Raw genomic sequence first — 19,748 nt, 5'->3', positions numbered from 1 at the left:
AATGAGCAAAGGCATCGTGCTGCTTGCCGCCGGGGGGACCGGCGGCCACGTGTTCCCGGCGGAGGCGCTGGCCTTCAAGCTGAAGGAGCGTGGCTACGCGGTGCATCTCGTCACCGACAGCCGGGCCGAGCGCTATGCCGGCAAATTCCCGGCCGAGGAAATTCACGTTGTGCCGTCGGCAACGATCGGTTCGAAGAACCCGGTTGCCGTCGCCCGCTCGCTGTGGACGCTGTGGAGCGGCATGCGGGCGGCCAAGAAGCTGATCCAGCGGCTGAAGCCCGTCATCGTCGTCGGTTTCGGCGGCTATCCCACGGTACCGCCGCTGCTGGCCGCCACGCGGCTCGGTGTCGCCTCGATGCTGCATGAGCAGAACGCCGTCATGGGGCGCGCCAACAAGGCGTTGGCCCCGCGCGTCAAGGCGATTGCCGGCGGCTTTCTGCAGGAAAGCGGCGATGCTTTTTCCGATAAGACGGTTGCGACCGGCAATCCCGTGCGCCCGGCTATCCTTGCCGCGGCCGAACAGCCTTATACGCCCTCGCATCCCGGCGAACCATTCCATCTCGTCGTCTTCGGCGGCAGCCAGGGCGCGCAGTATTTCTCCAAGGCCATGCCGACGGCAATCAGCCTGCTCGACGACGAGCTGCGGGCGCGGCTCAGGGTGACGCAGCAGGTTCGCCCGGAGGACATGGAGATGGTGCGCGGCTGCGTGGCGCAGCTGCAGATGGGTGCCGATATCGCGCCGTTTTTCAATGATATGGCCGAGCGTCTTGCCAAAGCGCATCTGGTGATCTGCCGCTCCGGCGCGTCCACGGTTTCGGAAATCTCCGTCATCGGACGCCCGGCCATCCTGGTGCCTTATCCGCATGCGCTCGACCACGATCAGGCGGCGAACGCCGCCGCACTGGCTGCGGCTGGCGGGGCGAAGGTGATTGCTCAGTCCGAGCTTTCGCCGGAACGTATCGCCTCTATATTGAGCCATGTGATGAACGATCCGGAAAAGCTGTCGCACATGGCGGCGGCGGCGAAGCTTGCCGGGAAACCGGATGCGGCAAACTTGCTTGCCGACATGGTTGAGGCTATTGCCGCCGGTAAGACAGTCTCAGAATTCAAGAGGACACGCGCATGAAACTGCCGAAGGCGATCGGTCTCGTCCATTTCATCGGCATTGGCGGCATCGGCATGAGCGGCATCGCCGAGGTGCTGCACAATCTCGGCCATAAGGTACAGGGATCGGACCAGGCCGACAGCGCCAATGTCCAGCGCCTGCGCGACAAGGGCATCGAAGTCTTCGTCGGCCATCGGGCTGAAAATCTGGGCGATGCCGAAGTCGTCGTCGTCTCGACGGCGATCAAGAAGAGCAATCCGGAACTTATCGCCGCCCGTGAAAAGCTGCTGCCGGTGGTGCGCCGCGCCGAAATGCTTGCCGAACTGATGCGCTTCCGCAATGCGATTGCCATCGGCGGCACCCACGGCAAGACGACGACGACCTCGCTGGTGGCGACCCTGCTCGAAGCCGGCGGGCTCGACCCGACCGTCATCAACGGCGGTATCATCAATGCGTACGGCACCAATGCCCGGATGGGCGAGGGCGAGTGGATGGTGGTCGAGGCCGACGAATCCGACGGCACCTTCCTGAAGCTTCCGGCCGATGTCGCCGTCATCACCAATATCGACCCGGAGCATCTCGACCATTACGGCAATTTCGATGCCGTGCGCGCCGCCTTCCGGCAGTTCGTCGAGAACGTGCCGTTTTACGGTTTCGGCGTCATGTGCCTCGACCACCCCGAAGTGCAGTCGCTGGTCGGCCGCATCGAGGACCGCAAGATCATCACCTATGGCGAGAACCCGCAGGCCGATGTGCGCTTCAAGAATGTGCGTATCGACGGCACGCGCTCGATCTTCGATGTCGAGATCCGCCGCCGCCGCACCGGCCAGGTGACCGAACTCAAGGGGCTGGTCATGCCGATGCCCGGGCGGCACAATATTTCCAACGCGACTGCGGCGATCGCCGTCGCCAACCGGCTCGGCATATCGAGCGCCGATATCGCCAAGGGGCTTGCCTCCTTCGGCGGCGTCAAGCGCCGCTTCACCTTGACGGGCGAATGGAACGGGGTGCAGATCTTCGACGATTACGGCCACCATCCGGTCGAGATCAAGGCGGTGCTGCGCGCTGCCCGCGAAGCTTGCAAGGGCCGCATCATCGCCGTCCACCAGCCGCACCGGTACAGCCGTCTCGCAAGCCTGTTCGAAGAATTCGCGGCCTGCTTCAACGATGCCGACAGCATTTTTCTGGCGCCCGTCTATGCGGCAGGCGAGGATGCGATCGAAGGCGCCGACTCCACGTCGCTCGTCTCGCGCATCAAATCCGGCGGCCATCGCGACGCCCGCTTCCTGTCTTCGGCTGAGCTTCTGCCGCAGATGGTTGCAGAGGTTGCAAAGCCTGGCGATTTCGTGGTTTTGTTGGGGGCTGGGAGCATCACATCCTGGGCAGCCGCACTGCCCAGACAACTGGAAGGCCTATCGGGAAAGTCCGCATGAAACAGGTGAATGGGGAAAAGCTTCTCGCGTCTCTCGGAGACGGTGTAAAGGATATCCGCGGTCGTATCACGCCGGATGCCCCCATGGATCGCGTCACCTGGTTTAGGGCCGGCGGTCTGGCCGAGCTGATGTTCCAGCCGCATGATGTCGACGATCTCATCGCCTTCCTGAAGATCCTGCCGGAAGAAGTGCCGCTGACGGTGATCGGCGTCGGCTCCAATATCCTGGTGCGCGACGGCGGCATTCCCGGCGTCGTGCTGCGCCTGTCGGCCAAGGGCTTCGGCTTCGTCGAGCTGGCCGGTGAAAACCGCATCCTTGCCGGCGCCATCTGCCCGGACAAACATGTGGCGGCGATGGCGATGGACAACGGCATCGGCGGGCTCCATTTCTATTACGGCATTCCCGGCGCCATCGGCGGTGCGGCCCGCATGAATGCCGGCGCCAACGGCGTCGAGACGCGCGAGCGGCTGATCGAGGTCAACGCGGTCGACCGCAAGGGCAATAAGCATGTGCTTTCCAATGCCGAGATGGGCTATTCCTACCGGCATTCCGCAGCATCCGCCGACCTGATCTTCACCTCGGTGCTGTTCGAGGGCTATCCTGAGGATCGCGCCAAGATCCGCGCCGAGATGGACGCCGTGCGCAATCACCGAGAGACGGTGCAGCCGGTGCGCGAGAAGACCGGCGGCTCGACCTTCAAGAACCCGCCGGGCCATTCTGCCTGGAAGCTGATCGACGAGGCGGGCTGCCGCGGCCTCGTCATCGGCGGCGCCCAGATGTCGTCGCTTCACTGCAACTTCATGATCAATATGGGGCAGGCGACCGGCTACGATCTCGAATATCTCGGCGAGCAGGTGCGCCGCGAAGTCTTCGAGAAAGAGGGCATCAAGCTCGAATGGGAAATCAAGCGCCTCGGTGTCTTCATGCCCGGCCGCGAAGTGCGCCCGTTCCAGGGTGTTACCAGCGAATAACGGCTACTTCACCGCCAGTTTCAGGCCTTGGCGCGGCGTGACGACCGGCGTCCAGCCTAGAACGTTGCGCGCCTGGGAGATGTCGACCTGCAGCGAACCGCAAAGGCGTTGATAGACGGCTTCCTTCCCGACAGCCTTCGCCGCCATGTGCAGCAATGCAGACGGGAAGGGGACCAGCATCGGCGTGACGCCAAGCCCCGCGGCAATTCCCCGGATGAGTTCCGGGGTCGACAGGTCCTCACCATCTCCGGCAAGGAAAATCTCACCGCCGGCGGCGGGATGCGCCGCGCAGGTGATGATCAGATCGACGAGATTTTGCACCGCCACCAATGTGCGGCGGTTCTTCAGCGAAGCGAAAGGGAGCGGTATCCGCTTGCGGACGAGCCCGATAAGAAGAGCGAAGTTGCCTCTGGCGCCGGGGCCATAGACCAGGGGCGGGCGGATGACGACGATTTCCATGCCGGTGCGGGCGGCGATTTCACGCAGGCCGATTTCGCTTTCCAGTTTCGAAATGCCGTAGGGATCGATCGGCTTCGGCGTGTCGTCATGCCGGAACGGCCGATCGTTTTCTTCGCCATTGACCTTGATGGTGCTGACGAAGACGAACCTCTTCACGCCGGCGCGGGCGGCCTGTTCGGCGAGGTTGAGTGTGGCGACAGTGTTCGTCCGGCGAAATTCCGCCAGCGGATCGGCTGCGCGGTCGTTCATGATGTGAACGCGGGCGGCAAGGTGGATGATGACGTCGACGCCTGCAAGTGCCGTCGTCCAGTCGGTCCTGTCGGTTATGTCAATCCGAAAATGCCTGACATCATCAGGAAAGGCAGACTTTTCGGATCTGGAGGTGGCCACAAGATCGCACGTCTTCTCTGCGTGCAGCCGCTTGACAAGTGGACTACCGACGAAGCCGGCAGCGCCGGTGACGAGGCATCGCATGATCTTCTCCCTGCTCATCCATGCGCCTTCGCTAACCGGAAGTCAGACCCACATCAATAAAAAAGCAGGGCGGAGCGGGCGTTGCCGCTCTCCGCATTAATCAATCAAGCCACCGGCCGCCGTTGAGGGATGACATCTCACTCCTTTGACTGAGTCCATCGTGGTTCAGCGCGACACGATATCTTATTGAAGAGATAGGGTTTTTGTCCTCTGCTGCAGTCCATCCCCGGAAGGCGTGGGAATGGTGGTGAAATGAGCAAAAGGTAAAGGATCGCGAATTTCCGGGGCAGGAGTTAACGAAAGTAAACACTTCATTAACCATAATGATGCTCTAATGCATGCAGATCGGACAAAGGCCCGAAACGGCGCAGACAGCTTCGCGCAAGCGTCGATTTCAAAAATGGAAGTTATTTTTGGGGGTGTTGATGAGTCGCAAGCATGTTGCTGTCCTGATGGGCGGATTTTCCTCGGAACGGCCTGTCAGCCTTTCCTCGGGAAAGGCTTGCGCAGAAGCCCTCGAAGCGGAAGGCTTCCAGGTGGCGTGCATCGATGTCGCGCGCGACGTTTCCGAAAAGCTCGCGGCGCTGAAGCCTGATGTCGTCTTCAATGCCCTTCACGGGCCCTTCGGCGAGGATGGCACCATCCAGGGCATCCTTGAATATCTCGAAATCCCCTATACGCATTCGGGCGTGCTTGCCTCGGCGCTGGCAATGGACAAGGACAAGGCGAAGCTTGTCGCCGCCGCTGCCGGCATTCCGGTTGCCGAATCGCGGGTTATCAACCGTTTTGCCTTTCCCTCGACGCATCCGATGAAGCCTCCCTATGTGGTGAAGCCGGTTCGCGAGGGCTCGAGCTTCGGCGTCGTCATCGTCACGGAAGATCAGGCGCATCCGCCGCAGGTCGTCAGTTCGACCGAGTGGCGCTATGGTGAGGACGTTCTCGTTGAGCGCTACGTCTACGGCCGCGAGCTCACCTGCGGCGTCATGGGCGAGACGGCGCTTGGTGTCACCGAGGTGGTGCCGCAGGGACACAATTTCTATGATTACGATTCCAAGTATGCCGCGGGCGGTTCAAAACACGTCATCCCGGCGAAAATTTCACCGAATATTTACCAAAAAATACAAACATTGGCCGTAAGGGCGCATCAGGCAATCGGTTGTCGCGGCGTCAGTCGGTCTGACTTTCGTTACGACGATCGTTTCTCCGAAGACGGCGAAATCATCTGGCTGGAGGTCAATACCCAGCCTGGGATGACTCCAACCTCGCTCGTGCCCGAAATGGCCGGCCATGCCGGCTATTCCTTTGGTGAGTTTCTCCGGTGGATGGTGGAGGACGCGTCTTGTTTGCGTTGACGGTCAAGAAGATAGGGCGCCCCAGCCATCATGCCGTGCTTCCGACCGTGGAAGCCGAAGAGCGATTCGTCCTGCCGCGTCCGCTGCGCCGCGTCACTCGTTTCCTGATCAGTCTCGGCAGCGGCCGCATCTATATCCCGGCCCATACGGGCACGGTTTCGGCGCTGGTTTTCTTAGGCGCGACGGGGCTTTACGGCATGTCGCTCGGCGGTCACACCGAAGCTGTCGCCCAGGCAACGACGACGGCGGCGGGCTTTGCGATCGAGGATGTGAAAGTCTCCGGCAATTCCGAAACCTCCGAAATCGAAATCCTGCAGCTGATCGGCCTCGACGGCACGACCTCGCTGGTTGCGCTCGACGTCGATGCCGCTCGCCGGAAGATCGCGCATCTTCCCTGGGTCGAGAATGTCGAGGTCCGCAAGATCTACCCGAAGACGATCGAGGTGAAGCTCAGGGAGCGCCAGGCCTATGCAATCTGGCAGCACGGGCAGGAGCTTTCGCTGATCGAAAAGAACGGCAGCGTCATTGCGCCGCTGCGCGACAACAAGTTCTCGGCGCTGCCGCTCGTCGTCGGCCGCGATGCCGAAACGGCAGCGGCTTCGCTCGACGAGGCCTTCTCGAAGTGGCCCGACGTGAAGGCGCGCGTGAAGGCCTTTGTCTGGATATCCGGCCGTCGCTGGGACCTGCACATGGACAATGGCGTCGTCGTCAAGCTGCCGGAGGACGGCATCGACCAGGCGCTGGCGACGCTGTCGGCCTTCGACAAGCAGCATCAGCTGCTGGAGCGCGACATCGCCGCGGTCGACCTGAGGTTGCCGGACAGAACCGCGATCCAGCTGACGCCGGAAGCGGCGGTTCGCCGGCAGGCGGCAGTAACGGAGCGTACGAAAGAATTGAAGAAGGCGGGGCAGAATATATGAGCTTGTTCGGTTCATCCCATTTCGGATTGCCGCGCCTGAAGCCGCTTTCGTCGAAGCGGTCGCATATCGTTTCGGTGCTCGACATCGGCTCGACCAAGGTCGTCTGCATGATCGGCCGGCTGACGCCGCGCGAGGAAAGCCAGATCCTGCCTGGCCGCACCCACAATATCGAGATCATCGGCATCGGCCATCAGCGCTCCCGCGGCATCAAGACCGGCGTCATCGCCGACCTCGACGCGCTGGAAGGCGTCATCCGGCTCGCCGTCGATGCGGCCGAGCGCATGGCGGGGCTGACCGTCGAGAGCCTGATCGTCAACCTGACGGCCGGCCGTCTCGGCAGCGACATTTACACGGCGACCATCGATCTCGGCGGCCAGGAAGTCGAGCTCAACGATCTGAAGAAGGTGCTCTCGGCCGCCTGCCAGCAGTCGCTGCGCCAGGACCGTTCGGTGCTGCATTCGCTGGCGACCGGCTTCTCGCTTGACGGCGAGCGCGGCATCCGCGATCCGCTCGCGATGTATGGCGATGCGCTCGGCGTCGACATGCATGTCGTCACCGCAGAGCGCTCGGCGCTGAAGAACCTCGAGCTCAGCGTCAACCGGGCGCATCTTTCGGTCGAGGGCATCGTTGCGACGCCCTATGCATCGGGTCTTGCCGCTCTCGTCGACGACGAGGTCGAGCTCGGCTGCGCGGCGATCGACATGGGTGGCGGCACGACGACAATCTCGGTCTTTGCCGAGGGCAAGCTTGTTCACACCGACGCCGTCGGCCTCGGCGGCCATCATGTCACCACCGATCTGGCGCGCGGTCTTTCCACCCGCATCGAGGATGCGGAACGGCTGAAGGTCGTGCATGCCTCGGCGCTTTCGAATTCCTCCGACGAGCGCGAGCTGATCTCAATCCCGCCGATCGGCGAGGATGATCGCGACCAGCCGTCGCAGGTGCCGCGGGCGCTGGTTTCGCGCATCGTCTCGGCCAGAATCGAAGAGACGATGGAACTGATCCGCGACCGGATCCAGCGCTCCGGCTTCAGCCCGATCGTCGGCAAGCGCGTCGTGCTGACGGGCGGCGCGAGCCAGCTGACCGGCCTTGCCGAAGTGGCGCGGCGCATCCTTGCCCGCAACGTCCGCATCGGCCGCCCAATGGGCGTGTCGGGATTGCCGACGGCGGCCAAGGGCCCGGCGTTTTCGACGGCCGTCGGTCTGATGATCTATCCGCAGGTCGCGGACATGGAGACACATGCGTCACAGAGCGGTCTGCTCATGTCGCTTGGGGGAAATAACAGCCGCATAGCCCGGATGGGCCAGTGGTTGAAGGAAAGCTTCTGAAATTGAGTAATTGGCCGGCGTGGCGATGCGGCCAGAGAGAGAAGGAACAGGTACCATGACCATCAAGCTGCAAAAGCCTGACATCACAGAGCTGAAGCCGCGCATCACCGTGTTCGGCGTTGGCGGCGGTGGCGGCAACGCCGTCAACAACATGATCACCGCCGGCCTCCAGGGCGTCGACTTCGTCGTTGCCAACACGGATGCGCAGGCGCTGACGATGACGAAGGCCGAGCGCATCATCCAGCTCGGCGTCAACGTCACCGAGGGCCTCGGTGCCGGTTCGCAGCCGGAAGTCGGTCGCGCGGCCGCTGAAGAATGCATCGACGAGATCGTCGATCACCTGAACGGCACGCATATGTGCTTCGTCACCGCCGGCATGGGCGGCGGCACCGGTACCGGTGCTGCTCCTGTTGTCGCGCAGGCCGCCCGCAACAAGGGCATCCTGACGGTCGGCGTCGTCACCAAGCCGTTCCATTTCGAAGGCGGCCGCCGCATGCGTCTCGCCGAGATGGGCATTCAGGAACTGCAGAAGTCTGTCGACACGCTGATCGTCATTCCGAACCAGAACCTCTTCCGCATTGCCAACGACAAGACGACCTTCGCCGACGCGTTCGCCATGGCCGACCAGGTTCTCTATTCGGGCGTTGCCTGCATCACCGACCTGATGGTGAAGGAAGGTCTCATCAACCTCGACTTCGCCGACGTCCGCTCGGTCATGCGCGAAATGGGCCGCGCGATGATGGGCACCGGCGAAGCCTCCGGCGCCGGCCGCGCACTGCAGGCCGCCGAAGCGGCGATCGCCAACCCGCTGCTCGACGAAACCTCGATGAAGGGCGCTCAGGGCCTGCTGATCTCGATCACCGGCGGTCGCGACCTCACGCTCTTCGAAGTCGACGAAGCTGCAACGCGTATCCGCGAGGAAGTCGATCCGGACGCCAACATCATCCTCGGCGCCACCTTCGACGAATCGCTCGAAGGCATCATCCGCGTCTCGGTCGTCGCAACCGGCATCGACCGGGCGATCAGCGAAGCCGCCGAGCGCAACTTCCAGCCGGCTGCCAAGCCCGCTATCCGTCCCTCCGCGGCTGTTGCTCCGGCAGCGGCCGCAGTTCAGCCTGCGCCGGTGATGCAGGCACCAAAGGCCATTGATCCGATCGCCCAGACCATCCGCGAAGCCGAGATGGAACGCGAGCTTGAGATTCCGGCCCCGCGTGCCACCGCACCGCTTCAGCAGCCTGCTGCGCAGCAGGAAGTCTTCCGTCCGCAGAGCAAGATTTTCGCGCCTGCACCGGAGGCTCCGGCCATGCGTCCTCAGGTGCAGCAACAGGCTCCGGCACCGGTGATGAGCCAGCCGGTGATGAGCCAGCCCATCCAGCAGCAGCCGATCCAGCCGCAGCCGGTCCGGCAGGAGCCGATCATCCGTCAGTCGGCTGAACCCGTCCGCATGCCGAAGGTAGAGGATTTCCCGCCGGTCGTTCAGGCCGAACTCGACCACCGCACGCAGGCGGCTTCCGCGCATGGCCAGGAAGAGCGCGGCCCAATGGGCCTGCTCAAGCGAATCACCAATTCGCTGGGGCGCCGCGACGATGACGCGGTTGCCGCCGACATGACCGCCGCACCGCCAGCCGCTTCGCAGCAGCGGCGTCCGCTGTCGCCGGAGGCAAGCCTCTACGCACCGCGCCGCGGCAATCTCGACGATCAGGGTCGTGCGGTTCCGCAGGCGCGCATGATGCAGGAAGACGACCAGCTGGAAATCCCGGCATTCCTGCGTCGCCAGTCGAACTGAGGCTGCGATTCGACACCGTAAATGCCCGGGATCAAGGTCCCGGGCATTTACGTTTTTCAGCCCGGAATTGCTGAGCGATATCAATCGTGTGACTTCGTAACAAACCGAAAGAAACAGTGATTTGGATTGGAGCGCCGGCGCACGTAAGTATGATGCAAGGAAACTGCCCTAGGAGACTCCTCAACGAGGCTCCTTCTGCAGAACGAATGAAAACCGCACCGTGGAACAGATCGCTGGAGCGGAAAAATAAAGGCAGATTTTATGGCAATTGGCTTGCTGGGTTTTCAAACGACGGTATCGCGTCCCGTGACGCTCTCGGGCATCGGGGTCCATTCAGGTGCCAATGTCTCGATCACGCTGAACCCGGCCGAATCGGACACCGGCGTCGTTTTCCAGCGCCTGCATGACAATGGCGACATCACCGAACTCAAGGCCGTCTCGTCGCAGGTCGGCAATACCGACCTCTGCACCGTGCTCGGCTTTTCACCGACTCATTCGGTCGCGACGATCGAACATGTCATGGCCGCCATCTATGCGCTCGGCCTCGACAATGTGTTGATCGAAGTGCAGGGCGCCGAAATGCCGATCATGGACGGCAGCTCGTTGCCTTTCGTCGAGGCGATCGAGCAAGCCGGTCTCGTCTCGCTCGGCGTCAAGCGCCGCTATATCCGTATCACCAAGCCTGTGCGAATCGAGCATGGCGGTTCCTGGAGCGAATTCCGTCCTTATGACGGCACGCGCTTCGAGGTCGAGATCGATTTCGACTGCCCGCTGATCGGCCGGCAGAAATGGGCCGGCGACATGAGCGCCGCGGTCTTCAAGACGGAGCTTTCCCGGGCCCGCACCTTCGGGTTCATGCGCGATGTCGAGCGGCTCTGGGCTTCCGGACATGCGCTCGGCTCGTCGCTCGAAAATTCCGTCGTCATTTCGGACGACAACACCGTCATCAACGTCGAAGGGCTGCGCTACGCCAAGGACGAGTTCGTCCGCCACAAGACGCTCGATGCCGTCGGCGACCTGTCGCTTGCCGGCGTCCAGTTCATCGGTTGCTACCGCTCCTACCGTGGCGGCCACAAGATGAATGCCAATGCTTTGAAGGCGCTGCTCGCCGATCCCTCCGCTTATGAAGTGGTCGAGACGTCGACGCCGCGTCAGCGCGTCGCTGCTCGGGAAATGATCGCCGTCAGCGCTTCGGAATTCGCTCCCTGGTCGGCATGACCTCCAGCATATTCTTAAGACCAGGCCGCCTCTTTCCCGGAGGCGGTTTTTTTATGTCGTCCCGAGTCTGCAGCGATTGGCATTTGCGGCAGGTGCTTAGTTGCAACAGGTCGGAAAGAAGGTGAAAAGCCGGTCATTCCGGCCGCGGCTGCCACAAAAATGCGTTAATGCCTTATCATTGCGTTGCTCTCGATGCACATTTGTGGCTAGAAACGCCAGCGAGGCGTGGCTGCCGTGGAGCGAGCGGCGGCAGTGGGGTTCTTTCGAATGGCTTATGCAGGATCTGAAGGTATGATGAAGACAGCGCGCGCTTTGTTCGCATCGCTTCTGGTGCTCAGCGCAGGCGCCTCGATATCCGGCTGCCAGTCGGACCCCGATATCGACATCACCAAGCTCGGCCTCGAAACCGACCCGCCGGACGTGCTCTACACCCAGGGCCTTGCCAACATGAAGGCCGGCAACATGGCGGAAGCGGCGCGCAAGTTCGACGCCATCGACCGTGAGAATCCGTTCTCCGAATGGGCGCGCAAGGCGCTGGTGATGAGCACCTTCGTCAAATACCGCCAGGGTCGGCTCGACGACGCACTGGCTTCGGGCAACCGTTACATGGCGCAATATCCGAAGTCCCAGGATGCCGCCTATGTACAGTATCTCGTCGGTCTCACCTATTCCAAACAGATCGTCGACGTGACGCAGGACCAGCGCGCCTCGGCCAAGACGATCGAGGCGATGCAGGCCGTCGTCGACAATTACCCGAACTCCGAATATGTCGACGACGCGCAGGCGAAGATCCGCTATGCGCGCGACCAGCTGGCCGGCAAGGAAATGCAGATCGGCCGCTACTACATGGAGCGGAAGGAGTATCTCGCCGCCATCTCGCGCTTCCGCATCGTTGTCGAGAAATATCCGAACACGAACCAGATCGAAGAGGCGCTCGCCCGTCTGGTCGAGGCCTATTATGCGATGGGCATCGTCGACGAGGCGCAGACCGCGGCAGCCGTTCTTGGTCACAACTACCCCGACAGCCAGTGGTACGCCGATTCCTACAAGCTGCTGCAGACCGGTGGCGCCGAGCCGCGTGAAAACAAGGGCTCGTGGATCGCTGCGGCAGGCAAGAAACTCCTGCTAGGTTCCTAAGTCCAATGCTGATCCAGCTTTCGATCCGCGATATCGTCCTGATCGAGCGGCTGGATCTTGCCTTCGAGACCGGCCTTTCCGTGCTGACGGGTGAGACCGGGGCGGGCAAATCCATCCTGCTCGACAGCCTTTCGCTGGCGCTCGGCGGGCGTGGCGACGGCGGCCTGGTGCGCCATGGCGAAGACAAGGGTCAGGTGACGGCCGTGTTCGACGTCGGCATGGATCATGGCGCCCGTGCACTGCTGCGTGAAAACGGCATCGACGACGAGGGCGATCTGATCTTCCGCCGCCAGCAATCGGCGGACGGGCGCACCAAGGCCTATGTCAACGACCAGCCGGTCAGCGTGCAACTGATGCGCCAGGCCGGCCAGATGCTGGTCGAGATCCATGGCCAGCACGACGATCGCGCCCTGGTCGATACCAACGCCCATCGTACCCTTCTCGATGCCTTCGGCGGACTGACCGATGAAGTTGCGGAAGTCTCCCGGCTATATCATCGGTGGCGCGACAGCGAGCGGACGCTGAAGAAGCACCGCGAGAAGGTGGAAAGCGCGGCGCGCGAGGCCGACTATCTGCGTTCCTCCGTCGAAGAGCTCGAGAAACTCTCGCCGCAGGACGGTGAGGAGGACGAACTCGCCGAAAGCAGGCAGAAGATGATGAAGGCCGAGCGGATCGCCGGCGACATCGCCGAAGCCTCCGAATTCCTGAACGGCAATGCCTCGCCGGTGCCCCATATCGCCTCGCTGGTACGCCGGCTGGAGCGCAAGAGCCATGAGGCGCCGGGACTGCTCGAAGACACCGTGACGCTGCTCGATGCCGCGCTCGACCAGCTTTCCAACGCCCAGATGGAAGTCGAGGCGGCGCTACGCAAGACCGAATATGATCCGCGCGAACTGGAGCGGGTGGAGGAGCGGCTTTTCGCGCTCCGGGCCGCTTCCCGCAAATATTCCGTGCCGGTCACCGAGCTGCCGGCGCTTGCCGTCCGCATGATCGCCGATCTTGCCGATCTCGATGCGGGCGAAGAGAAGCTTGCGCGCCTCGAAGCCGAGGTCGGCCTGGCGCGGGAGAATTACGATACCGCGGCACGCGCACTCTCCGACAAGCGCCATCATGCCGGCGCGGCGCTGGCTGCGGCCGTGATGGCCGAGCTGCCGGCACTGAAGCTTGAGCGCGCCCGTTTCATGGTCGAGATCACCACCGATGCGCAGCAGGCGCTGGCCGAAGGCATCGACGTCGTCGAGTTCCATGTGCAGACCAATCCGGGCACGCGGCCGGGCTCGATCATGAAGGTCGCTTCCGGCGGCGAACTGTCGCGTTTCCTGCTGGCGCTGAAGGTGGCGCTCGCCGATCGCGGATCGGCGCCGACGCTCGTCTTCGACGAAATCGATACCGGTGTCGGCGGCGCCGTGGCCGATGCGATCGGCCAGCGGCTGAAGCGGCTCTCCGATCGTGTCCAGGTGCTGTCGGTCACCCATGCGCCGCAGGTCGCGGCAAGGGCGGCAACGCATCTGTTGATCTCCAAGGGGCCGACGACCGACGGTTCGGAAAAGATCGCCACGCGCGTGGCGACGATGGCGCAGACGGACCGCACCGAGGAGATCGCCCGCATGCTGGCCGGCGCTTCGGTGACCGAAGAGGCGAGGGCGGCCGCCAAGCGGCTGCTTGCCGGCAACGGCTGATCGGCTATAACCCGATTTAAGGCTGTGGCGTGACAAGCACCGCGCTTCGCGCTATGCGCATCTTCCCGATCCGACGCGATCCCGTTGCCATGCGCCTTTTTCATTTCAGCGATGATCCTGATATCGCGGTGTTCGAGCCGCGCCCTGTTCTCATTCCCTCGGTTCGCCCGGTTGGCCGGGAATGGCTGAATGGCCCGCTCGTCTGGGCGATCGACGGCGATCATGACTTTATGTACCTCTTTCCGCGAGACTGTCCGCGTATCCTACTGTGGGGGGCGCCCGATACGCCGGAGGCCGAACGGCGGCGCTGGCTCGGTGATTGGCGCGCCGTTGCCTTCGTCGAGCGTCATTGGCTGGAAAGGCTCGTGGCGGAGACGATCCACAGCTATGAAATGGCGTCGGACGGCTTCGAAGAGCTTAAGGATGCAGGCATGTGGGTGTCCAGCAGACGCGTCGTTCCCGTCAAGCGGACCGCCATGTCGCAGCTCGACCAGGAGTTTGCGCCACGCAAGGTGGATCTCCGGGTGGTCGATAACCTGCGGCCGTTGAAGGACCTCTGGAACACCGGCCTGCATGTCTGCGGCATTCGGCTGCGCAATGCGCGAGACTGGGAATAGGCCGGTTAGATCCGCCGGGGCGGAGGCCCATGACAAGCGTCCCAGCGGTATGAATTTGGCGCGAACGCTGACCCCAATCTTCCTCATCCCTGTGCTCGTCACAGGGATCCAGCGCGCCCAAGTCCTTCGCGAGAGACTTCTTGCCTGTATGAGAGTTATTCACGGCGCAGACGCGCCGTGGCTGAATCCCTGTGACAAGAACAGGGATGAGGGCGGAGAGGTGGGCGGCCCTGTCCGATTGCGGGCGACCCGGCATGCAGCATATCCGGCCTCTCTTTTCATCCGGAAATTTTGCTCTAAAAACAATGCAGATTTTCTGGCCAGATTCCCTGGAGTGAGGTTGCATGTCCATCGAAGGTTCCGCCGTCGACGCGTTGACGATCGAAGAGGCTGCCGCCGAGCTTGAGCGGCTGGCAAAGGAAATCGCGCATCACGATGCGCTCTACCACGGCAAGGACCGGCCGGAGATATCGGATGCCGATTACGACGCGCTGAAGCGCCGCAACGATGCGCTGGAGGCGCGGTTTCCCGAACTGATCCGCGAGGACAGCCCGTCGCGGCATGTCGGCGCCGCTCCTTCCGTCACCTTCTCGCCGGTCATTCATGCGCGGCCGATGCTGTCGCTCGACAACACGTTTTCGCAGGAGGACGTGCAGGATTTCGTCGCCGGCGTCTATCGCTTCCTCGGCCGCCTGCCGGACCAGTCGATCGCCTTTACCGCGGAGCCGAAGATCGATGGTCTGTCGATGTCGATTCGTTACGAGAACGGCCGGCTGGTGACGGCCGCCACGCGCGGCGACGGCACGACCGGGGAGAACGTCACCGCCAATATCCGGACGATCGCCGAGATCCCCAACGAGCTGCCGAAGGGCGTTCCCGCCGTCGTGGAAATCCGCGGCGAGGTCTATATGGCCAAGAGCGACTTCCTGGCGCTCAACCGGCAGATGGAGGCGGAGGGTAAGCAGACCTACGTCAATCCGCGCAATACCGCCGCCGGATCGCTGCGCCAGCTCGACGCCAAGGTGACGGCCAGCCGCAAGCTGAAGTTTTTTGCCTATGCCTGGGGCGAGATGGCGGAGATGCCCGCCGACACCCAGTTCGGCATGGTGCAGACCTTCAAGGACTGGGGCTTTCCCGTAAACCCGCTGATGAAGCGGCTGAATTCGGTCGCCGACATTCTGGCCCATTATGACGAGATCGGCCTTGAGCGGCCGGACCTCGATTACGACATCGATGGCGTCGTCTATAAGGTCGACAGCCTCGAACTGCAGCAGCGCCTCGGCTTCCGCTCGCGCAGCCCGCGTTGGGCGACGGCGCACAAGTTTCCGGCCGAGCAGGCCTTCACCGAGGTCGAGAAGATCGAGATCCAGGTCGGCCGCACCGGCGCGCTGACACCGGTGGCGCGGCTGAAGCCGATCACGGTCGGCGGTGTGGTCGTCACCAATGCGACGCTGCACAACGAGGATTACATCAAGGGCATCGGCAATAGCGGCGAGCGCATCCGGCCGGAGGAACACGACATCCGCGAGGGCGATACGGTCATTGTCCAGCGCGCCGGCGACGTCATTCCGCAGATTCTCGACGTGGTGATGGAAAAACGCGCCGCCGCCGCCCGCTCATACGAGTTTCCGAAGGCCTGCCCGGTCTGCGGCTCGCATGCCGTGCGCGAGGTCAACGAGAAGACCGGCAAGATGGATTCGGTGCGCCGCTGCACCGGCGGCTTCATCTGCCGCGCGCAGGCGACGGAGCATCTGAAGCACTTCGTCTCGCGTAACGCCTTCGATATCGAGGGGCTCGGCTCGAAGCAGGTCGACTTCTTTTTCGAGAACGAAGATCCGTCGCTGCAGATCCGCACGGCGCCCGAAATCTTCACGCTGGAGAAACGGCAGCAGGACTCGCTGACCAAGCTGGAGAACATCGACGGCTTCGGCAAAGTCAGTGTCGGCAAGCTCTATGCAGCGATCAACGAACGGCGCAGCATTTCGCTTCACCGCTTCATCTATGCGCTCGGCATCCGTCATGTCGGCGAGACCACGGCGAAGCTGCTGGCGCGCTCCTATGGCTCCTACGAAGCCTTTGCGACGGCGATGAAAGAAGCAGCACCGCTTTCCGGCGACGCCTGGAACGATCTCAACGCCATCGAGGGTATCGGCGAGGTCGTGGCGCGCGCCATGGTCGAATTCTACAAGGAGCCGCGCAATGTCGAGGTGATCGGCCGCCTGCTCGACGAAGTGACGCCGCAAGAGGCTGAACAGCCGGTGACGGCAGGAAGCCCGGTCGCCGGCAAGACCGTGGTCTTCACCGGCTCGCTGGAAAAATTCACGCGTGACGAGGCGAAAGCGAGGGCGGAAAGTCTCGGCGCCAAGGTGGCGGGATCGGTCTCGAAGAAGACCGACATCGTCGTCGCCGGTCCCGGCGCCGGCTCCAAGCTCGACAAGGCGCGTGAACTCGGCGTGCAGACCATGGATGAGGACGAGTGGCTGGCGCTGATCAGCGGGTGAGCGGCTGACGGCGGGCCGTCAGCCTCGTTCGTTCAAGGTCTCAACCGCGCCATGGTATAGGCGTCGACATACTCTCCCGATCGAAAGCCGAAGGCCCTCAGCAGGCCTTCTCGCTCGAAGCCGAATTTCTCATAGAGGCCGATCGCGGCGTCGTTGTCGGTATAGACGGTCAGTTCCAGCCGCTTGACGTCAAGCCAGTCGTCGGCGGCCTCGACCATGGCGCCAAGCAGGATCCGGCCGAAGCCGCGGCCGGTGAAATCGTCATGCACGCCCATGCCGACGCTGGCGACGTGCTGCCGGCGGCCGGCGAGGCGGTTGAGGCCGCAATTGCCGACGATCTTGCCGTTCAGGGTGACGACGAGATTGAGCGCGCCCGGCGAGGGATTTTCCATGCGCTTGCGAACCTCTTCGATCGTTTGGTATGGCGGCCTCAGCGTGCCGGCCCGGTAGCCCGGCAAATTCATGAGATCGGTCATTTCTTCCGCGTCGGAAAGGCGGACGGCGCGCACGACGACCCCATCCGGCAGGCGCGCTCGGTCGCGGGGCTCATTCTCATCATTTTCGGACATTGGGTGCTCTCCGTTGGTTTCAGGAGGAGAGCCGGTTTCCGAAAACCCTGCTCGCCTCGGCAGGGTTTCGGGATGAACGGGTCGCTGTTAACGCGCCATTGCTCCCGCATACCCTTCAAGGGTCGTGGTGTGATGGATAAGCGCTGCCATGGTCACGGAACCGATCATGGGTAGCAATTTTGGATATCTGTCGTGAAATGTCAACCGACGCGCGTGGGTGATTTGCACCGCCGCAAGCCGAGCGCTATTCCCCTGTGGTTGGTGAAACGATTCGGATGCGGCATTGAAGACGATCGCAATTGACTTCGAGACGGCGAACGAGCAGCGCGGCAGCGCCTGTTCCGTCGGCCTTGCCTGGATCGAGCAGGGCAGGGTGACACGCGTCGAGGAGCGGCTGATCCGGCCGCGCGACATGCGCTTTTCCGGGATGAATATCGCGATCCACGGTATCCGGCCGGAAGATGTCGAAGATGCGCCGGAGTTCCCGGAGGTGATGGACGAGTTCCATGACGATTTCAGGGGCGCGACGATGATTGCGCATAATGCCGCTTTCGATTTCAGCGTCTGGCGGGCAAGCCTTGATCTCTACCGGCAATCCTATCCCGAATTGACCTATCTCTGCAGCCTGAAGATGGCGCAGCGGATCTGGCCGCACTTTCTCTCGCACCGGCTGAACCTGATCGCCGAGCATCTCGGCCTGCGCTTCATGCATCACAACGCCGCCGAGGATGCTGCGGTCTGCGCGGCGGCGGCGATCGAGATGGCGAAGGCGGTCAAAGCGAAAGCCGTCGAGGCGATCCCGGCCCTGATCGGCATGACGCCGGGGCGGCTGACGGCGCGCGGCTATGCCCCCTGCACCTGTCGAAAGGCCTGAGCCTTTCTTGCAAAGCATGGGTGCGCACTTATCTAGAATGCGGCAAATCAAGCGATGGAGCGCTTTTGGCACGTCCGTCGGACGCGCGGCGCTCCCAGGGAGCAGCCATGTCCAAGCCGCGTAATCTTTTCCTCGCCACTCTGTCTTTCCTCGCAGTCTCGGCGGGCGCCGCTCCGGCTGAAGTCGTCGGCAAGGTCGGGGTTGACTGGATCGGCAACGACATCTTCGTCGAGGCAGTCTCCGATCCCGAGGTCAAGGGGGTCACCTGCCATGTCACCTATTTCGATCGCAGCCTGATCGACAGGTTCAAGAAAGGCAACTGGTTCGAAGATCCGTCCAACAATTCCATCGCCTGCCGGCAGACCGGACCGATCGAGGTCGGCAATATCGATCTGTCCAAAGACGGCAGCGAAGTGTTCCGTCAAGGCATGTCTCTGATCTGGAAGACGCTGGTCGTCAACCGCATCTATGACAAGGCGAACGACACGCTGATCTATCTCGCCCATTCCAGGGAGCTGACGGATGGCTCGGCGAAAATGTCGATTTCGACGATTCCGCTCTACGGGCAGAACGTGACCTGGAAGAACGGGAAGCCGTAGGGCTAAGCACGTCGGATATCTGGTCCTCGTTCGAGAAGACGCCGCCCCAAACCCCTCCCCACAAGGGGAGGGGCTTAACTTGCCGCACCGACTTTCCAGATCTTTGATGTTTCGCGAGGAGCGCGGCGGAGACCCGGGTTAGTCCCTCCCCCTTGTGGGGAGGGGTTGGGGAGGGGTTGTAGATCGGACCGTGCCAACCGCATCAAACAAAAAGCCCGGACGAGCCGGGCCTTCCAATCTTGGTGTGGAGAAAAATTTCAAGCCGCCTGGTTCAGCTCGTCGGCGATGACGGTGTCGAGGTTCAGGAAGCAGACCATGGTCTTCTCGAGTGCGACGATGCCGCGGCAGAAGGCGCGCTGGGCTTCCGGGATGATTTCCGGCGGCGGCTGCAGGTCTTCGCTCTTGATGGTCATCATGTCGGAAACCTGCTCGACCAGCAGACCGACTAGCTTGCCGGCGATATCGGTGACGATGATCGCCGAGCGCTCGGAAGGCTCGGTCATCTTCATGCCGAGGCGGCAGGCCATGTCAATGACCGGGATCACCGCGCCGCGCAGGTTGATGAGGCCCAGCACGTAAGGCGGAGTATGCGGCATCGGCGTCACCGGCGCCCAGCCGCGGATTTCGCGGATGGCCATGATGTCGATGCAGAATTCCTGATCACCCAGGTGGAACGAAACGATTTCGAGATAGGCGCCCGACTGCTTGATGGCGTTGTTGTTCATG

17 protein-coding genes are annotated in these 19,748 nt (G+C 62.6%); 14 read left to right on the top strand and 3 right to left on the bottom strand.

Annotation, left to right across the window (positions count from 1 at the left end; genetic code table 11):
- The first annotated feature begins 1 nt into the window (after position 1).
- The 3 genes from murG to murB are packed head-to-tail and all read left to right on the top strand — an operon-like array spanning position 2 to position 3,509.
- On the top strand, positions 2–1,126 hold the full coding sequence (gene murG, locus K6M89_RS09280) for an undecaprenyldiphospho-muramoylpentapeptide beta-N-acetylglucosaminyltransferase (RefSeq protein ID WP_222139218.1): 1,125 nt from the start codon (positions 2–4) through the stop codon (positions 1,124–1,126).
- A complete protein-coding gene (gene murC / locus K6M89_RS09275) occupies positions 1,123–2,538 on the top strand; it encodes a UDP-N-acetylmuramate--L-alanine ligase (RefSeq protein WP_222139217.1) in 1,416 nt (471 codons plus the stop codon). The genes murG and murC overlap by 4 nt, the downstream gene beginning before the upstream one ends.
- On the top strand, positions 2,535–3,509 hold the full coding sequence (murB, locus tag K6M89_RS09270) for a UDP-N-acetylmuramate dehydrogenase (protein ID WP_222139216.1): 975 nt from the start codon (positions 2,535–2,537) through the stop codon (positions 3,507–3,509). The genes murC and murB overlap by 4 nt, the downstream gene beginning before the upstream one ends.
- 3 nt (positions 3,510–3,512) lie before the next feature.
- On the opposite strand, the gene K6M89_RS09265 is transcribed toward murB, so the two are convergent.
- A complete protein-coding gene (locus K6M89_RS09265) occupies positions 3,513–4,442 on the bottom strand; it encodes a UDP-glucose 4-epimerase family protein (protein WP_222139288.1) in 930 nt (309 codons plus the stop codon).
- A gap of 425 nt (positions 4,443–4,867) precedes the next feature.
- Between K6M89_RS09265 and K6M89_RS09260 the strand changes: the two genes are divergently transcribed.
- From K6M89_RS09260 to ligA, 9 genes are all read left to right on the top strand, one after another.
- Entirely contained in the window at positions 4,868–5,794 is a 927-nt protein-coding gene (locus K6M89_RS09260) for a D-alanine--D-alanine ligase (RefSeq protein WP_222139215.1), read from the top strand.
- Entirely contained in the window at positions 5,782–6,714 is a 933-nt protein-coding gene (locus tag K6M89_RS09255) for a cell division protein FtsQ/DivIB (protein ID WP_281428472.1), read from the top strand. The genes K6M89_RS09260 and K6M89_RS09255 overlap by 13 nt, the downstream gene beginning before the upstream one ends.
- Complete coding sequence (ftsA, locus tag K6M89_RS09250) at positions 6,711–8,042, top strand: cell division protein FtsA (RefSeq protein WP_004668807.1); 1,332 nt, start codon at positions 6,711–6,713, stop codon at positions 8,040–8,042. Before K6M89_RS09255 ends, ftsA begins: the two co-directional genes overlap by 4 nt.
- 55 nt (positions 8,043–8,097) lie before the next feature.
- Positions 8,098–9,828, top strand: coding sequence for a cell division protein FtsZ (gene ftsZ, locus K6M89_RS09245; RefSeq protein ID WP_222139214.1), 1,731 nt, complete (start codon positions 8,098–8,100; stop codon positions 9,826–9,828).
- Between the two features lie 261 nt (positions 9,829–10,089).
- Complete coding sequence (gene lpxC, locus K6M89_RS09240) at positions 10,090–11,046, top strand: UDP-3-O-acyl-N-acetylglucosamine deacetylase (RefSeq protein ID WP_222139213.1); 957 nt, start codon at positions 10,090–10,092, stop codon at positions 11,044–11,046.
- A 267-nt stretch (positions 11,047–11,313) separates the two neighbouring features.
- Positions 11,314–12,183 (top strand): outer membrane protein assembly factor BamD, encoded by an 870-nt coding sequence (locus K6M89_RS09235; RefSeq protein ID WP_170964711.1) that lies wholly within the window; start codon positions 11,314–11,316, stop codon positions 12,181–12,183.
- Between the two features lie 5 nt (positions 12,184–12,188).
- Positions 12,189–13,862, top strand: coding sequence for a DNA repair protein RecN (recN, locus tag K6M89_RS09230; protein WP_222139212.1), 1,674 nt, complete (start codon positions 12,189–12,191; stop codon positions 13,860–13,862).
- A gap of 89 nt (positions 13,863–13,951) precedes the next feature.
- Entirely contained in the window at positions 13,952–14,479 is a 528-nt protein-coding gene (locus K6M89_RS09225; protein ID WP_222139286.1) for a DUF6886 family protein, read from the top strand.
- 344 nt (positions 14,480–14,823) lie between these two features.
- Positions 14,824–16,980 carry an NAD-dependent DNA ligase LigA gene (ligA, locus tag K6M89_RS09220; protein ID WP_222139211.1) on the top strand — a complete coding sequence of 719 codons (2,157 nt, stop codon included), beginning with the start codon at positions 14,824–14,826 and terminating at the stop codon, positions 16,978–16,980.
- Positions 16,981–17,012: 32 nt separating this feature from the next.
- On the opposite strand, the gene K6M89_RS09215 is transcribed toward ligA, so the two are convergent.
- Positions 17,013–17,549, bottom strand: coding sequence for a GNAT family N-acetyltransferase (locus K6M89_RS09215; RefSeq protein WP_097578810.1), 537 nt, complete (start codon positions 17,547–17,549; stop codon positions 17,013–17,015).
- Positions 17,550–17,832: 283 nt separating this feature from the next.
- On the opposite strand from K6M89_RS09215, the gene K6M89_RS09210 reads away from it, so the two are divergent.
- Together K6M89_RS09210 and K6M89_RS09205 are read left to right on the top strand one after the other, a co-directional pair.
- Positions 17,833–18,423, top strand: a complete 591-nt coding sequence (locus tag K6M89_RS09210) for a 3'-5' exonuclease (protein ID WP_097578811.1) — start codon at positions 17,833–17,835, stop codon at positions 18,421–18,423.
- A 107-nt stretch (positions 18,424–18,530) separates the two neighbouring features.
- Positions 18,531–19,022, top strand: a complete 492-nt coding sequence (locus tag K6M89_RS09205; protein ID WP_222139210.1) for a CreA family protein — start codon at positions 18,531–18,533, stop codon at positions 19,020–19,022.
- 257 nt (positions 19,023–19,279) lie between these two features.
- On the opposite strand, the gene K6M89_RS09200 is transcribed toward K6M89_RS09205, so the two are convergent.
- Positions 19,280–19,747: a chemotaxis protein CheW gene (locus K6M89_RS09200; RefSeq protein ID WP_004668786.1), complete on the bottom strand. Its 468-nt coding sequence runs from the start codon at positions 19,745–19,747 to the stop codon at positions 19,280–19,282.
- Between the last annotated feature and the right edge of the window lies 1 nt (position 19,748).

The organism is Rhizobium croatiense, from assembly GCF_019793465.1.
In the GTDB taxonomy this organism is placed as follows: Bacteria; Pseudomonadota; Alphaproteobacteria; order Rhizobiales; family Rhizobiaceae; genus Rhizobium; species Rhizobium croatiense.
This window is presented reverse-complemented; position numbering and strand designations above follow the sequence as displayed.

Bases quoted from the DNA above. Each gene is read 5' to 3' on its own strand.
- murG (WP_222139218.1), top strand. From the start codon at position 2: ATGAGCAAAGGCATCGTGCTGCTTGCCGCCGGGGGGACCGGCGGCCAC.
- murC (WP_222139217.1), top strand. From the start codon at position 1,123: ATGAAACTGCCGAAGGCGATCGGTCTCGTCCATTTCATCGGCATTGGC.
- murB (WP_222139216.1), top strand. From the start codon at position 2,535: ATGAAACAGGTGAATGGGGAAAAGCTTCTCGCGTCTCTCGGAGACGGT.
- K6M89_RS09265 (WP_222139288.1), bottom strand. From the start codon at position 4,442: ATGCGATGCCTCGTCACCGGCGCTGCCGGCTTCGTCGGTAGTCCACTT.
- K6M89_RS09260 (WP_222139215.1), top strand. From the start codon at position 4,868: ATGAGTCGCAAGCATGTTGCTGTCCTGATGGGCGGATTTTCCTCGGAA.
- ftsA (WP_004668807.1), top strand. From the start codon at position 6,711: ATGAGCTTGTTCGGTTCATCCCATTTCGGATTGCCGCGCCTGAAGCCG.
- ftsZ (WP_222139214.1), top strand. From the start codon at position 8,098: ATGACCATCAAGCTGCAAAAGCCTGACATCACAGAGCTGAAGCCGCGC.
- lpxC (WP_222139213.1), top strand. From the start codon at position 10,090: ATGGCAATTGGCTTGCTGGGTTTTCAAACGACGGTATCGCGTCCCGTG.
- K6M89_RS09235 (WP_170964711.1), top strand. From the start codon at position 11,314: ATGGCTTATGCAGGATCTGAAGGTATGATGAAGACAGCGCGCGCTTTG.
- recN (WP_222139212.1), top strand. From the start codon at position 12,189: ATGCTGATCCAGCTTTCGATCCGCGATATCGTCCTGATCGAGCGGCTG.
- K6M89_RS09225 (WP_222139286.1), top strand. From the start codon at position 13,952: ATGCGCCTTTTTCATTTCAGCGATGATCCTGATATCGCGGTGTTCGAG.
- ligA (WP_222139211.1), top strand. From the start codon at position 14,824: ATGTCCATCGAAGGTTCCGCCGTCGACGCGTTGACGATCGAAGAGGCT.
- K6M89_RS09215 (WP_097578810.1), bottom strand. From the start codon at position 17,549: ATGTCCGAAAATGATGAGAATGAGCCCCGCGACCGAGCGCGCCTGCCG.
- K6M89_RS09205 (WP_222139210.1), top strand. From the start codon at position 18,531: ATGTCCAAGCCGCGTAATCTTTTCCTCGCCACTCTGTCTTTCCTCGCA.
- K6M89_RS09200 (WP_004668786.1), bottom strand. From the start codon at position 19,747: ATGAACAACAACGCCATCAAGCAGTCGGGCGCCTATCTCGAAATCGTT.